Raw genomic sequence first — 15,011 nt, 5'->3', positions numbered from 1 at the left:
CACCATTCCCACCCCTGAATCCTTAACTTCCTAAACCATCGATGGCATCCGTTCCCACTTCCACTACTGCCAAAACCACCGGTTCAATGCGCGGGTATACGCTGGCGTTTGCGCTGGTGACAAGTTTGTTTTTTCTCTGGGCGTTTGTCCACAATCTGGAACCCATTCTGATTCCCCACCTCAAGAAAGCCTGCCAATTGACTGACTTACAGTCGGCTTTGATTGATTCGGCGGTTTATCTGGGGTACTTTATTATGGCGCTTCCGGCGGGGTATGTGATGAAGAAATACGGCTACCAGCGCGGAATAATTGCCGGATTGCTGATGTACGCAGCGGGTGCTTTCCTGTTTGTTCCGGCCGCCGACACGCGGATGTACGGTTTTTTTCTGGCGGCTTTGTTCATCATTGCGTCGGGTTGTGCGTTTCTGGAAACGGCCGCGAATCCCTACGTAACCATTCTGGGTGATCCGGCCACGGCTACGACACGGCTGAATTTTAGCCAGTCGTTCAACGGCCTGGGCGCTTTTCTGGCACCGGTCGTGGGCGGTCGGGTGATCCTGAGCGGTATTGAACACTCGGAGGCCGAATTTACGGCAATGTCGCCGGCGCAACTCAACAGCTATCTGCAATACGAAGCCGATCAGGTGAAAATGCCGTATGTGGTGATTGGCGCCGTTGTTCTGGCGGTGGCCGCATTGTTTATGTTTACGAAATTGCCGGACATCAGCGAAAGTGAAAAGAAAGCGCCGTCGACGCTGGGGAGTGTTTTTCGGCACCGGCATTTGCGGTGGGGTGTTATTGCCCAGTTTTTCTACGTGGGAGCCCAGGTTTGCGTCACGAGTTTTTTCATCCGGTTTGCCAAATTTTCCAGCGATGTACCCGAAAAAACGGCCGCTGAATGGCTGGGTTGGGCGATGCTGGGCTTTCTCATTGGTCGTTTCATCGGAACGTACCTCATGCGTTTCATTCCCGCCAACCGCCTGCTGACGATCTATTCACTGATCAGTGTGCTGCTGTTACTGGTCGCCATGACCATGCGCTCCCAGATTGCGGTCTGGGCGATCTTTGCGGTGCCCTTTTTCGAGTCGATCATGTTTGCCACCATCTTTTCGCTGGGCATCAACAAACTGGAGGAGGATACGGAACTGGGTTCGTCCCTGCTCGTGATGGCCATTGCGGGGGGCGCGCTATTTCCCGTTTTGATGGGCTACATTTCCGACCAAAGCAACATCAAAGTAGCCTACATCGTCCCCCTCCTGTGCTTTCTAGTCGTCGCCTATTACGGCTGGCGGGGGTATAAACCTCAAATCATTGAGTGAATGTGTGAATGAGTGATTGAGTGAATTAAAAAGCGCGAACTTCGATCTATTCACTCAATTACTCATTCACACATTCACAATTAAAACTATGCGCCACTGTTTTGCCCTTGACCTGAAAGATGATCCGGCTTTGATTGCCGAATACGAGAAATACCACGAGAAACTCCGGCCCGAAATTGAGGAGAGCATCCGGTCGGCGGGAATTACGGAAATGGAAATCTACCGAATTGGTAACCGTCTGTTTATGATCATGGAAACCGACGCTTCTTTTTCTTTCGAAAAAAAGGCCGAAATGGATGCCAGCAACCCGAACGTGCAGGAGTGGGAGACGTTGATGTGGACGTACCAGCAGGCGCTGCCGATGGCAAAACCGGGCGAAAAATGGATGTTGCTGGATAACATTTTCAAGCTTTAAAGCACCAGGGCAGACCGGAAGCTGTCAGGAACGGGATTTGTGCGTATTTTTGGCGAAAACCAACTGTACGAATGTATGCGAATTTGTGTATTTCTTGCCGCGATGCTCGGTGGATTTTTGCAGAAAGCAACTGCGCAATCGACCCTTACCGTGCTGACCTACAACATCCATCACGGCGCTAATGCACTGGAACACAATACCATTGTTCAAATTGGTCGGCTAATCCGGGAATACAGTCCCGACGTGATTGCCTTGCAGGAAGTGGATAGTGTGACAACCCGAAGCCGGAAACAGGATCATCTGGGCCAGCTTTCCCGGCTCACGTCGATGTATCCGCTGTATGGGGCAGCTATCGATTTTCAAGGAGGTAAGTACGGGACAGCTATCTTGTCCAAGTATCCTATCATTGCCAGTCAGAAGATGATGTTGCCAAATCCGGATAAAACGGAACAACGGATTTTGCAGTGTGCCTATATTGAGTTGCCAAATGAGAAAACAGTCCGGTTTTGCAATTCACACCTCGACCATCAATCGACGTTGAACCGAAACCTGCAATTGGCATTCATTGATAAGACGCTGGAAAACAGCATTCAGCCCGTGTTCTGGTGCGGTGATTTCAACACCGATCCCGATGATCCGGAAATTGAAAAGCTAATGGAACGCTGGGTGGATGCCGGAAAAGATTCGCATACGTCGACGCTGGTTGGCACCGGAGCGCGGATCGATTATATCCTGAGTCTGAAGCAAAGCGAACTGGAACTGGTTCGATACCGGGTTTTGAATGTGCCCAAATTTTCGGACCATCTGCCGGTTTTGGCAACGTATCGCTTCCGAAAGCCCCAAAAAATTGGGCGGTAATGGGTGGTCGTCAGGGGTGAAGAACCGCTGCTGCCATCGTTGAACGGCCTGACGTAAACTACTCACAAAAGATGAAAGTTGCCCTTTTCTTGCCGTGCTACGTAGACCAGTTTTATCCAAAAGTTGGCATTGCGACGCTGCAACTGTTGGAAAAACTGGGGTGTTCGGTTACGTATCCGCTCAACCAGACCTGTTGCGGACAACCGATGGCCAATTCGGGTTTTGAGAACCTGGCCCACGATTGCAATGAATTGTTTGTCAATAATTTTGGCGACAATTACGATGCTATTGTCTGTCCATCAGGGAGTTGTGCGCTTCACATTAAACAACACCTGCATTCGGACAAGCGCGAGGGAGATGCCGTTCAAATTCGCAGCCACATGTACGAGCTGACCGAGTTTTTGACGGATGTCCTGAAAGTAGATCAGTTGCCGGGCCGGTTTCCGCACAAAGTGGGTCTGCACCAGAGTTGCCACGGACAACGCGGCCTGCACCTTTCCCAGATGTCGGAACTGGTGGCGGCTCCGTATTCCAAACCGGAAAAGCTCCTGAACATGGTCGATGAACTGGAGTTGATCAGCCTCGATCGAAAAGACGAATGCTGCGGTTTTGGCGGAACGTTTTGTGTGTTCGAAGAAGCGGTTTCGGCCCGAATGGGAATCGACCGGGTTGAGGATCACATTCGCAACGGCGCGGAAGTTCTGACCGGTGGCGACATGTCGTGTCTGATGCACCTGGAAGGCATTGTGCGTCGGAACAAGCTGCCGGTGAAAGTAATGCACATTGCTGAAATCCTGAATCAGGGCTAACCGCTGAAAAAATAGTTGTATACGTATCTTGACAATATGTAAAGCTAGTTTTACATTTGGTCAACTTAATTTGATATAACTATGAAAACACACTGGTTATTCCCGAATCGTTACCGGCTGATTGGCTGGATTTTATTTGTTCCATCCGCCATCCTCGGTCTGGCGGGAATGTACGAGGAATTCAGGCTTGATTTTTTGACCATTTTATTGGATGCGCCAAAAGCGGATACCGGATTTTTATACCGGCTTTTCTGGTGGATGACGGATGGCGGCAGTTTTCTGACCAGTCACCATAACACCCTCAATTTAACGGATGAACTAGCCGCCATCGGCATCATCATCGGGTTGCTGTTTGTGGCTTTTTCGAAAGAGAAAGTAGAAGATGAAATGATTAGCCGGTTGCGGTTGGAAGCGTTGCAATGGGCGGTGTATGTGAATTATATCGTTTTGGGCGCTCTGATCATCCTAGTTCACGGCGGTCTTTTCCTGAATGTCATGATTTATAACATGTTTACGGTTTTGCTCATGTTCATCATTCGGTTCCGGCTCGCCATTCGCCGGAACGAACGGACGGTTTTGATGGCCTTATGAAAAACCGTATTAAAGTGGCACGCGCTGAAAAGGATTTGTCACAGGCGGATCTGGCCGGGCAGATTGGGGTCAGTCGGCAAACGATCAATTCGATTGAAACCGGTCGGTACGTGCCTTCCACGGTTCTGGCGTTGAAACTGGCGCAGGTCTTTGAGAAAACCGTAGAAGAGATCTTTCAACTGGAAGAAACGGATTAAACCAGATGTCAAATCTGTATAGGGTAGCAGGATGCAATGGGGCCGGAAAACAACGGCGGCTTACACCATTCTGTCGGAAGTACTGAATTGTCGGGAGTTTGTAAATACTAAAAACCGGTTTGAATTATCCTGAAAGCCCTGGAAGGGCGGTCTGTTACTAGTCCTCCTGCCGTCCAATGTCCACAAGCTCCGGAGGAGCGGGCTAAAAACACGTTCAGGCCGCTCCTCCGGAGCGATAAGCTAAGTGGAGGTATTGTTGACTAGTAACAGAAAAGGCCTCCGGCTTTTTTTAAACACCCTCTAAATTGAAGTTGGAAGAATAATGTTGAATCGCATCAACCATTTGCCTGAACAAAATGTTGAATCTGTAGTAGAGATGACGCTTAATTTGTTAATAAAAAATCTGGGTGAAGATTAACCCAAATAGGTAAAATTTTAACCATACCGGAAAAGGAAAGGCTTCTGGATGGTATGCGCCGGGCTGTTCAGCGCGTTATTGAACAGGCAAAACGAAACGACGAAGAACGGTCATTGCCCGGGACGGCAAACCCGTTCGAATAAAAGCCCGTGACCTCTAAACTGATGAATCACTCCGAAGCCGCCGAAGTATTTACCGAGGACGTTGACCGTACGACCTGGCACGATAAAACCCTCTGGTTTGTCCGCGAGAAGCGGGACAAAGCCGTTTTTCAAATCCCGGAATGGGAAGCCCTGCGTGAAGCCGCATCCCGGATCAAGCACAATGCCTTATCTAATCTGGACGAATACCTCCTTGAATTTGAAGCGAATGCCATCAAGAATGGGGTAAAAGTTCACTGGGCTGCCGATGGTCGGGAGCACAATGAGATCGTACTTCAGATTTTGCGCGAAACCGGGGCAACCCAGATGGTCAAAAGCAAGTCGATGCTGACGGAAGAGTGCCATCTGAACGATTTTTTGATCGAACAAGGCGTCGATGTGGTCGATACCGATTTGGGCGAACGCGTTGTTCAGCTCGCTGGCGAACCGCCCAGTCATATTGTGATGCCCTGTATTCACAAGAAAAAGGAAGAAATCGGGGAATTATTTCACGAGCACCTGGGAACGGAAAAAGGAGCGTCTGATCCGAAATACCTGGCCGAAGCCGCTCGTCAGCACCTGCGCGAAAAATTCCTGACCCGCCGGGCCGCCCTCACCGGTGTCAATTTCGCCATTGCCGAAACGGGCGGTTTTGTGGTTTGCACCAACGAAGGCAACGCCGATATGGGCGCGCACCTGGCCGATGTGCACATCGCCAGTATGGGCATCGAAAAAATCATTCCGAAAGCCCGGCACACCGGCGTCTTTCTGCGGCTTCTGGCCCGCAGTGCCACCGGTCAGCCCATTACGACGTATTCGAGCCATTTCCACCGGCCACGGCCCGGCCAGACGATGCACATCATCATTGTGGACAACGGCCGGACCACGCAACTGGGGCGCCCGGATTTCCGGAATTCGCTCAAGTGCATTCGGTGCGGAGCCTGCATGAACACCTGTCCGGTGTATCGCCGGAGTGGCGGTCACAGCTACCACAATGCGGTCGCCGGGCCAATCGGATCGATTCTGGCCCCGAATCTGGACATGCGAAAAAATGCCGATTTGCCCTTTGCCTCAACGCTTTGCGGTTCCTGTTCGAACGTCTGTCCGGTCAAGATTGACATTCACGATCAGCTTTACAAATGGCGGCAGGTTCTGGTGGCCGAGGGCTACGTAGATACTACCAAAAAGCAGGGTATGAAGCTGATGGCGAGCGTGTTATCGAGCCCGAAACTGTTTCGTTTTTCCGGAAAAGCCGGTCGGACCATGATGCGGCTGGTACCATTTTCGGTATCTAATCCCTTGAATCCGTGGTTTAAACAACGTGAAATGCCGGAACCACCCAAGGAGAGTTTCCGGGAGTGGTACGTGAATAGAGATAAGAAATAATGACGAGTCGCGAACGAATTCTTTCTGCTGTCAAGCAAAACAAGCCCGAGTTGCAGCCCTTGCCGGAGACGGCCACGTTCCAGTCCGACTATCCGGATTTGGTCGCCAAGTTTTCGGAAATTCTTCGCTTCATTGGCGGAACACCGGTTCTGGTCGCCAATTATGAAGAAGCGGAGACGTATATCCGACAAACCTACAGCGACTTACCCCGCGTGGTGAGTAAAGTTCCGGCTCTGAACCACCTGGCCACCACGGACTGGGACGTCGTTGATCCGCACCAGTTGGAAACTGTGGATCTGGCGATTATCCAGGGTGTTTTCGGAGTGGCCGAGAACTCGGCCATCTGGGTGCCGGAGGAGCAAACCGGCCATCGCGTTTTGCCATTTATCTGTCAGCACCTGGTTTTGCTAGTGAATACCGCCGATCTGGTTCCGAACATGCACGACGCCTACGAGCGGCTGAACGTGGGCGAGTCGGGCTTTGGTGTTTTCATTGCCGGACCGTCGAAAACCGCTGATATTGAGCAGGCTTTGGTCATTGGTGCCCACGGAGCCCGGAGCCTTTCGGTAGTGTTGTTGCAAAATTCATAACCAAAAAGTGAAAGGCCATGTTGTAAAAACCGTATATTGGCCAAAAACGGGCAGTAACGTGGCAACCATTTATCTAGATACCTGCACTCTGCGGTCATGGCGCGATGGCGACGAATTTTCGTTATCAGAGCAGGCCAACAACCGAAAGATCTGGGACCGTGTCCGGGATTTTTTTCCACATCCTTATACCGTACGCGATGCCAGCTCCTGGATACGGATGAACCGTTCCTACCAGCAGCCGGTCAATTTAGCGATCGATATTGGCGGAAAAGCGGTTGGGAACGTCGGTTTCACCATCAAAGAAGACATTTACCGGCATAACGCCGAGATCGGTTACTGGCTGGGGGAGGCCCACTGGGGGCAGGGCATAATGACCGAGGTTCTGCCGGCAATGGTCAATTATATTTTTGTCAATTTTCAGGTCAACCGCTTGTTTGGTTGTGTGTTGGAAGGCAACAAGGTATCGATGCGGGTATTGGAGCAGGCCGGTTTTCGGGCCGAAGCCATATTGAAAAAAGCCGCCATTAAAAATAATCAGTACCTCGACGAACACATATTTGCCCTGCTCCGCGAAGAATTTGTGGCCCGGCAGGGAAGTATTTCCATGGCCGGAAAGCAGTAGGGTTCCCCGGAAAGTTGTTTCTTTGCACTCATGCCAAAAATCGTAATTGCCATCGACGGCTATTCCAGTTGTGGAAAAAGTACGACGGCCAAGCAGGTTGCTGCCCGGATGGGGTATGCCTATATCGACACGGGTGCCATGTACCGGGCCGTGAGTTTGTATTTTCTTCAGAACCATGTTGCCCTGACCAACCCCAAAGCCGTTCAGGATGCACTCCAGCTCGTTCATATTAGCTTCAATTTTAATCCAAAAACCGGTCGCAACGAGACCTGTTTGAATGGGTTGAATATTGAGGAAGAAATTCGGAAAATGTACATTTCCAATATTGTCAGTGAGGTGAGCGCGATTCCCGATGTCCGGTATGCGATGGTGGCCCAGCAGCAGAAACTGGGGCGCAGACGGGGAGTTGTTATGGACGGGCGGGACATCGGAACAAAGGTATTTCCAGACGCTGAGTTGAAGATATTTATGACGGCCGATCCGACCATTCGGGCGCAACGCCGGCAAATTGAGTTGCTGCAACGGGGCGAAATGGTGGGCTTGGATACGATCCTCGAAAACCTGTTAAAAAGAGATTACATCGACAGCCATCGGAGCGAAGGACCGCTTCGCAAAGCCGAGGATGCCATTGAACTGGATACATCCTACATAACCCTCGACGAACAGATCGAATGGGTGGTTCAGCTGGCGGACGAAAAAATTTCCAGACTTCACCGAAAAGGGCACTTCAAACCTCTGGATACATGACCGCCGATTATTTAATTGTCGGACAGGGGATTGCCGGTTCTGTATTGGCGTGGACGCTGCATCGACGTGGTAAAAAGGTCCTTCTGGTCAATTCGCCCCAACGCCCTTCGGCCTCGCTGGCTGCTGCGGGAATTTTCAATCCGCTGACCGGTAAGAAACTCGTTCGCACTTGGAAAGCCGATCAGTTATTTCCTTTTCTAAAGACTTTTTACGGCGAAGTCGAGCAGGAATTAGACGCTCATTTCCTGCATTTTACCAACATTTACCGCCCTTACCGTTCGGTTGAAGAACAAAACACCTATCTGGCTCAAACGGCCGACTCGTCCATTAGCCAGTATATCGCTGAAACGGTTGATGATCACCAATATCGGCCGTATGTACACAATCCCTATGGCGGACTGGAAGTAACCCGGTCCGGTTGGGTCGACGTACCGGTTTTTTTAAACGCAATCCGGGCTTTTTTTCAGCAAAGCAACCAATACATCGAAGCTGATTTTAATTATAACGAACTTGAAATCAGGGCGGAAGGCGTTTTGTGGCGGGAACAGTCGTTTCATCACCTGATTTGTTGCGAAGGACCGCACGCTAATCAAAATCCGCTATTTGACTGGTTACCTTACAATCCGGTAAAAGGACAGTTATTGGATGTTACAATGAACAATTATCCGGTTACCAATATCGTTAATCAAGGAGTGTTCATAATGCCCGTTGAATCAAACCGTTATCGGATCGGGGCTACTTATACCTGGCACGACATCGACTGGCAAACAACAGAGGATGGAAAAGCGTTTTTAGAACAGAAGTTACAGGGATTGCTGAAGGTACCTTACCAGATCGTCGGGCAGCGGGTCGGTATCCGTCCGGCAACGAAAGACCGGCGGCCCCTGATCGGAATTCATCCGGCTTTTCCGGCAGTGGGAATTTTCAATGGATTGGGTACCAAGGGGGTATCCCTGGCGCCGTTTTTTGCCGGCCAATTCGTCGACTTTTTAGAAGGCCGGAAAGAATTAGACCCGGAGGTGAATATTGAGCGTAGCTTTTCGTTATATTACAGTGGAAAAAATGGTGAATAAGGCTTCACGCTGGTTGGTAAAACCGGGCAGATCGGTAGCCCTAAAACAAAGCATAAAAGTAGCGTCATTTATGAGTAAGCGATTTATACTGTGTATAGCCGGATTGTTGCTGGTACTGCGTGGAGCGGTAGCCCAGAATTACCCTTCACAGGAGCAGTTTGGAAGAAACCGCATCCAATACCGGAAATTCGATTGGAAGGTGATTAAAACCTCCAACTTTGAAATCTATTTTTACCAGGAAGGGAACCAGATTGCCAATCTGACGGCGCAATATGCCGAAACCGATTTTGACCGGATCACGGAGATTTTGGGTTATACGCCGTATAACCGTATTAAAGTCTTTATCTACAACTCTCCTCAGGAACTCGCCCAGAGCAACATCGGTTTGAGTGCGCCCAGTGGTACGAATTACAAAGAACTTAGTCTGGCAAAATCACGGCTGGAACTCGCTTTTACGGGCGACCAGATTAGTTTCCGCAAGCAATTGATTCGGGAAGTTTCGCTGCTTTTTGTGTATGATATGTTGTATGGCGGCAGTTTGAAAGACGCCCTGCAAAGCTCATTGCTGCTTTCATTGCCGGAATGGTATATGCCGGGTATTGCCTCGTACATTGCCGATGGCTGGAGTGTTGAACTGGACGACTACATGCGCGATGTTGCTTTAACGCGCCCCATCCGTAAACCATCTACGCTGGTCGGTGATGAAGCCATGTATGTAGGCCATTCCATCTGGAACTACATTGCGGAACGCTACGGGAAAGATAATATTTCCAACATCCTCAATCTTACCCGAATCATTCGGAACGAGCAGAACAGCATTGCCAGTACGCTGGGCGTTCCCTACTCCCGGTTCCTGCGCGAGTGGCGGGAGTATTACGCGTCGATGGCAAAACCGGTAATCGATGGTTATAAACCGGGGGAGGACACGTTCCAGCTGACGGTTTCGAGTCTGAAGGAACCTTCCCAATTAACCAGCCTGAAATTAAGCCCCGATCAAAGCCATTATGCCTACGCAACCGCCTGGAGGGGAAAATTTGAGGTAACGATTGTCAATACCCAGACGCAAAAGAAGCATGTAATTCGAAAAGGAGGCTACAAACAGGACGAATCACCTGTGAAGCCAGCCAGTCCATTAGTTACGTGGCAACGTGATAATTTGCTGGTATTGACCGAAGAAAAAGGGCAGACATACCTCTATATATACAGTGATCTGGATAAGAAACCAAAACTGAAGCAGCGGATCGTGGTTCGGGGCGTTGGTCAGGTGATCGATATGGATGCATCCGACGATGGAGCGAGCGTAGTATTCAGCGCCGACCGCCGGGGGCAGAATGATTTGTATCTGTTCAGTATTGGCCGGGGCACCGCACAGCAACTGACGAATGATTTATACGATGATTTGTATCCGCAGTTTGTGGGTCGCACGCGGCAAATTGTATTTTCTTCCAACCGGCATATCGATTCAATGGGTGTCGATAAAGGAAATTACAAATCCATCCGCAATCAACTCAGCCTGTTTCTGCACGATGGGTCGCCCCGTGTTGAAGTAGTGAGCCGGTTGACAGACTCGCTCAGTGTAGCGATGCGACCGGTAGCGGCTACTGAAAGCACGGTCTATTACCTCGACGATGCAACCGGGGTGCGTAACCTTGCCCGTCTGGATGTTGAAACCAAATCGAGAGAATTTGTTACCGGTTTTCCCCAGAACATCCGTCGGTATGACCTCAATCCAACGTCGGGTGCCATGGTGTATAGCCAGTTGAAAAATGGGAGCGAGGTAATTGGCTTTCGTTCGAGAGTAAATTTGAGTCAGTCGCTCCAATTGCCACTTACGCGCCGGGCCGCGGTTCAGGAAGTACCAAAAGCCATTGCCGCTACCAAACCGACGACCGCCAGTACCAGCTCGGCCAATTCGGCTCAGGCTCCGGTTGTTGATTCCACTGCCGCTTCTTCGTTGAAATTAGGACCGGGTGAAGTCGACACGGAAAATTATCAGTTCGATAGTGATGTGGCCAAGTCGATTGAAGTGAAGCAACGGCGCACTCTGAATACAACGGCTTCGGTTGCGCTACCACGGTCCCGTCGCCGGGAGAATGTTACGATTCGGGGGCCTTACAAGTACCAGGGTTTGTTTGTAGCCAGTGATGCCAGTTCCGACTGGCGTATCGACCCAATTCGGGGCTTTGGTTATTTTCAGTCGCTAACGATGAATGACTTGCTGGAGAATCACATCATTCGGGCCGGTTTGTTTATTACGACGAACCTGAAAAACAGCGATCTCTTCACCGAGTACCATAAACTGGTTAATCGGATTGACTACAGTGCCCGGTTTGACCGGAAAACCATTTTTTCCGATGCGGGCCAATACCAGAAATACCGGTTTAACAAAGTAACGGTTTCGGCATCATATCCCATATCGGTAAACAGCCGGTTTACGGTGGCGCCCTTTTATATCGTAACCCGGTATCTGGATTTGCTCCAGGTAGGTGGCAGTTCGTCAGATTATACCGGAGCCAAAGCGGAATACGTGTTTGATAACACGACCCTTAACGGGATGAACATGATTGAGGGAACCCGTTTCAAAATCCGCTATGAAAATTACATTGGTTTAACCGAAAAGATTGAAAGTGGCGTTCGCCGGGGTGCGGGTAGTTTTGACCGTATTTCCCTTGATTTGCGGCATTATCAGAAAATTCATCGCGATATAACACTGGCACTGCGGTTCTCAGGAAGTCATTCGGCTGGTCCGGCCCCCAAAAAGAGCACATTGGGCGGGATGGAAAACTGGATTGGTATTTCGGAGGGTATAAAAGATCCTAAAGCAAACAATCCATTGCTGCTGTCGCCCAATCGGGACAATCGCGATGTGTTCTTCCTGGATCTGGCTGCTCCACTGCGGGGCTTCCGTTTGGGTAAACTGACGGGTACCAGCTATATGTTGGGAAATGCTGAACTTCGGTTGCCGGTAATCCGGTTTTTACATCGCGGGCCGGTCACTTCCAATTTCCTCCGGAACTTCCAGTTAGTCGCCTTTAGCGATATTGGAACGGCCTGGGCGGGGAAAGGACCATTTAGCCGTCAGAACAGCCTGAATACGGAGGTTGTTGGTGGCGCTGGTGATCCTTTTCAGGCTACTGTAACTAATTTTAAGAACCCCTTCCTGCTGGGCTATGGAGCCGGAGCCCGGACGATGCTCTTCGGCTACTACGTTAAGTTTGATTATGCCTGGGGGGTCGAAAATAATGTGGTTGGAAAACCCATTGCCTACCTGACATTAGGCTACGATTTCTAATTTAAAATTAAGATTTATACAAAAAACCCTGCCGCGGCAGGGTTTTTTGCGTTTAGCCCCCTTTAGTTTCTCATGGGCTGCAACGTGTGGCATAATTTTAGCTATTGTTTGTGTATACAATAATAATGCTGCGCTTGTCGTCGCAAGCTCGAGCCCAAATGAATTAGGCAGCGGAACGACAAAAGCCGACCAAGTGGGTTGAAAATGTATCAGTTACCCGGATGGCGCTAGTATTTGACGCAAATCCTTCGGCATTGAAGTGACTTTTATCGTATTGATAAGTCTGAAATAAGGTATACACTGTTTGCTGGTGAAAGAGGTCGAACAGAATTAAAAGGTCATCAGATGAAAAAAACATCTACTTTGCGTATATATAGAATTCGGCAGACTACAAATCCACGTAGCCAAAGCCGTAGGGGGGATGTTAGCGTAATTCAACTAACACCGACTCCATCGCTCTCTCCAGTGCAAGCTGACAAGTGTCAATTGACTCCACATCCCTTTATGAATAGGTTAAATGTCCAGGGGAGTGCTGCTTCGCGGTATTCGTACCTTCCAAAGGAAGTCAAAAAAGGTTACGCACTGGCAATTGATTGCTTGCTTAAACAATATAAAACCAATGCAGGTATAGTATCCCGCCGGTTTTGGCAAACGCTGGTTTTAGTAGTATGCAGTGGCGCCATAGCGGTTGCCCAAAATCCCAATCTGTACGTTCACAAGAAAATAAATAATTCCAAGCCCGCGCTGAATGAGATTGTCTCGTACACGGTAGTGGTCGGCAACGATGGCAATGCGGCCGCCAATGGAGTTGTCGTGAAAGATGAAATTTCCGCTGGTGCCCAATATTCTACTCATACCGTATTGAAGGGTGCTAACGCATTTACACCCGCAACGGGCGGCTGGACCATTGGTTCAATTGCTGCCGGTGATTCCGTTGTATTGGAATTAAAGGCTAAAGTTCTGGAAAGGGGTGTTTGGTTTAATACCGCAGAAGTAACGGCCATGCAAGGGACAGATCCCAATTCGGTTCCTGGTAACCATGATTTGGCGGAGGATGACCTGGCGATGGTCTGCTTTTCAGTTCCACTTTTGTGGTATGAGGGGGATGAGTTCACCGTCACGATCCCCATTCTGTTAACCAGTGTTGAATGGACCCGAAACGGTCAGAATCAATTTCCGATCAATCAGGCGGTTGCCAATGGCAGCACATTAGTTATAAAATCGCCTGGTACGTATTCATTTTCTGGAATGTTTGGAAGCTGCCCGGTGGGTGGCTGTTGTGCTATTGAAGTTATCCCGGGTCCTGCGTGTCAAATTATTGCTAATGCGACGGCCAATCCAACCTGCGAAGCCAGTCCCTTGACTTTGAATGCTACTGCCCAGGGAGGCACCGGACCGTATCTATATACCTGGACGGGCCCAAATGGATTTAGTAAAACCGGTCAAAACCAGATTATTCCCGTAGCGACAACGGCAAATGCTGGCGTGTACACCGTGAAAATAACGGATGCCAACAACTGCACGGCGTTGTCCAGTACAACCGCCTTGGTGGGCACACTACCAATCGCAACCTGTAACTCGCCGGTTTGTGAAGGAGGGACGGTTACACTTTCTGCAACAGATGGTGGAACAATCTACAAATGGTTTGGGCCGAATGGATTTACAAGTTCAGTGCAAAACCCAACCATTCCGAATGCTACCAGTGCCAATACCGGTAGTTATACCGTGGTCATCACTGGTGCCGCAACGTGTTCAGGAACGGCCATAACCAGTTTGAAAATTCTGCCCAAACCACTTATTGCGACATCGGTCAGTAGTAGTGCCTGCATAGGCGGGAGCTTTAGCTTGTCGGCTACGGTCAGTGGAGCATCCCAACCGTATCAATACATTTGGACTGGCCCCAACGGGTTCTACGAAACCGGGCAACTGATAGTGGTGAATAATGCGCAGTTAAGCCACACAGGGAGTTATACGCTGGCGGTATTTAGCGCGGATGGTTGCAGCAATCAAACCATTACACAGCCGGTCGAGATCAAAGCCTGTATCTGTAATCCGACTGCTGGGGTATTACCTGCTTCGGTTTGTGTGGGTGATCTGGTAAGTCTAACCTCCACCAGTGGATTCAATAGCTATAGCTGGAAGGGACCGAATAGCTTTACCTCTTCCCTTCAGAATCCCGTTATTTCCAACGCTCAATTAACGCATAACGGTAGTTATACACTTACTGTGACCGGGCCAAATTGTAGTGGCACCGCTATTGTGAACGTTATCGTGCAAGGATTGCCGGTGGCTCAGATTTCCTCGCAAACGGTGTGCAGTGGCAGTGCCGTCAGCATTCAGCTAAGTGCTTCGGGAGGCACTTCCTATCAGTGGAAAGGTCCCAATGGCTACAGCAGTACCCAACAGAATCCAACGCTGGCTAACGCCACGGCGATCAACAGTGGCACTTACAGTGTGACCATCACCAACGGCAGTGGGTGTACAGCCGTCAACACCACCCCGGTGGTGGTGGGCACCTGCCCATCGGTGCCCTGTAGTCTGACGGGGACTGTAG

The 15,011-nt window shown here is 49.9% G+C and carries 13 protein-coding genes; all 13 read left to right on the top strand.

Annotation, left to right across the window (positions count from 1 at the left end):
- Nucleotides 1–41 precede the first annotated feature (41 nt).
- Nucleotides 42–1,319 carry an L-fucose:H+ symporter permease gene (fucP, locus tag EHT87_RS13955; protein ID WP_124907276.1) on the top strand — a complete coding sequence of 426 codons (1,278 nt, stop codon included), beginning with the start codon at nucleotides 42–44 and terminating at the stop codon, nucleotides 1,317–1,319.
- 88 nt (nucleotides 1,320–1,407) lie between these two features.
- Nucleotides 1,408–1,734, top strand: a complete 327-nt coding sequence (locus tag EHT87_RS13950; RefSeq protein WP_124907275.1) for an L-rhamnose mutarotase — start codon at nucleotides 1,408–1,410, stop codon at nucleotides 1,732–1,734.
- Between the two features lie 75 nt (nucleotides 1,735–1,809).
- Entirely contained in the window at nucleotides 1,810–2,592 is a 783-nt protein-coding gene (locus EHT87_RS13945) for an endonuclease/exonuclease/phosphatase family protein (RefSeq protein ID WP_124907274.1), read from the top strand.
- Between the two features lie 71 nt (nucleotides 2,593–2,663).
- A complete protein-coding gene (locus EHT87_RS13940; protein WP_124907273.1) occupies nucleotides 2,664–3,401 on the top strand; it encodes a (Fe-S)-binding protein in 738 nt (245 codons plus the stop codon).
- A gap of 81 nt (nucleotides 3,402–3,482) precedes the next feature.
- The gene (locus EHT87_RS13935; protein WP_124907272.1) at nucleotides 3,483–3,992 is read left to right on the top strand and encodes a hypothetical protein; all 510 of its coding nucleotides are present in this window, start codon (nucleotides 3,483–3,485) and stop codon (nucleotides 3,990–3,992) included.
- A gap of 14 nt (nucleotides 3,993–4,006) precedes the next feature.
- Nucleotides 4,007–4,189 carry a helix-turn-helix transcriptional regulator gene (locus tag EHT87_RS13930; RefSeq protein WP_262707752.1) on the top strand — a complete coding sequence of 61 codons (183 nt, stop codon included), beginning with the start codon at nucleotides 4,007–4,009 and terminating at the stop codon, nucleotides 4,187–4,189.
- Between the two features lie 582 nt (nucleotides 4,190–4,771).
- Nucleotides 4,772–6,133: a lactate utilization protein B gene (locus tag EHT87_RS13920; RefSeq protein WP_124907270.1), complete on the top strand. Its 1,362-nt coding sequence runs from the start codon at nucleotides 4,772–4,774 to the stop codon at nucleotides 6,131–6,133.
- A complete protein-coding gene (locus EHT87_RS13915; RefSeq protein ID WP_124907269.1) occupies nucleotides 6,133–6,723 on the top strand; it encodes a LutC/YkgG family protein in 591 nt (196 codons plus the stop codon). Before EHT87_RS13920 ends, EHT87_RS13915 begins: the two co-directional genes overlap by 1 nt.
- Before the next feature lie 58 nt (nucleotides 6,724–6,781).
- Nucleotides 6,782–7,345 carry a GNAT family N-acetyltransferase gene (locus EHT87_RS13910; protein ID WP_124907268.1) on the top strand — a complete coding sequence of 188 codons (564 nt, stop codon included), beginning with the start codon at nucleotides 6,782–6,784 and terminating at the stop codon, nucleotides 7,343–7,345.
- Nucleotides 7,346–7,375: 30 nt separating this feature from the next.
- Nucleotides 7,376–8,092 carry a (d)CMP kinase gene (cmk, locus tag EHT87_RS13905; RefSeq protein ID WP_124907267.1) on the top strand — a complete coding sequence of 239 codons (717 nt, stop codon included), beginning with the start codon at nucleotides 7,376–7,378 and terminating at the stop codon, nucleotides 8,090–8,092.
- Nucleotides 8,089–9,165, top strand: coding sequence for an NAD(P)/FAD-dependent oxidoreductase (locus EHT87_RS13900; protein WP_124907266.1), 1,077 nt, complete (start codon nucleotides 8,089–8,091; stop codon nucleotides 9,163–9,165). Before cmk ends, EHT87_RS13900 begins: the two co-directional genes overlap by 4 nt.
- Nucleotides 9,166–9,235: 70 nt before the next feature.
- Nucleotides 9,236–12,457 (top strand): hypothetical protein, encoded by a 3,222-nt coding sequence (locus EHT87_RS13895; RefSeq protein ID WP_124907265.1) that lies wholly within the window; start codon nucleotides 9,236–9,238, stop codon nucleotides 12,455–12,457.
- A 504-nt stretch (nucleotides 12,458–12,961) separates the two neighbouring features.
- On the top strand, nucleotides 12,962–15,011 hold a 2,050-nt coding region (locus EHT87_RS13890; RefSeq protein WP_221622021.1), incomplete at its 3' end, for a DUF11 domain-containing protein.

This window comes from Larkinella knui (assembly GCF_003858645.1).
Classification (GTDB): domain Bacteria; phylum Bacteroidota; class Bacteroidia; order Cytophagales; family Spirosomataceae; genus Larkinella; species Larkinella knui.
This window is presented reverse-complemented; position numbering and strand designations above follow the sequence as displayed.

Bases quoted from the DNA above. Each gene is read 5' to 3' on its own strand.
- fucP (WP_124907276.1), top strand. From the start codon at position 42: ATGGCATCCGTTCCCACTTCCACTACTGCCAAAACCACCGGTTCAATG.
- EHT87_RS13950 (WP_124907275.1), top strand. From the start codon at position 1,408: ATGCGCCACTGTTTTGCCCTTGACCTGAAAGATGATCCGGCTTTGATT.
- EHT87_RS13945 (WP_124907274.1), top strand. From the start codon at position 1,810: ATGCGAATTTGTGTATTTCTTGCCGCGATGCTCGGTGGATTTTTGCAG.
- EHT87_RS13940 (WP_124907273.1), top strand. From the start codon at position 2,664: ATGAAAGTTGCCCTTTTCTTGCCGTGCTACGTAGACCAGTTTTATCCA.
- EHT87_RS13935 (WP_124907272.1), top strand. From the start codon at position 3,483: ATGAAAACACACTGGTTATTCCCGAATCGTTACCGGCTGATTGGCTGG.
- EHT87_RS13920 (WP_124907270.1), top strand. From the start codon at position 4,772: ATGAATCACTCCGAAGCCGCCGAAGTATTTACCGAGGACGTTGACCGT.
- EHT87_RS13915 (WP_124907269.1), top strand. From the start codon at position 6,133: ATGACGAGTCGCGAACGAATTCTTTCTGCTGTCAAGCAAAACAAGCCC.
- cmk (WP_124907267.1), top strand. From the start codon at position 7,376: ATGCCAAAAATCGTAATTGCCATCGACGGCTATTCCAGTTGTGGAAAA.
- EHT87_RS13900 (WP_124907266.1), top strand. From the start codon at position 8,089: ATGACCGCCGATTATTTAATTGTCGGACAGGGGATTGCCGGTTCTGTA.
- EHT87_RS13895 (WP_124907265.1), top strand. From the start codon at position 9,236: ATGAGTAAGCGATTTATACTGTGTATAGCCGGATTGTTGCTGGTACTG.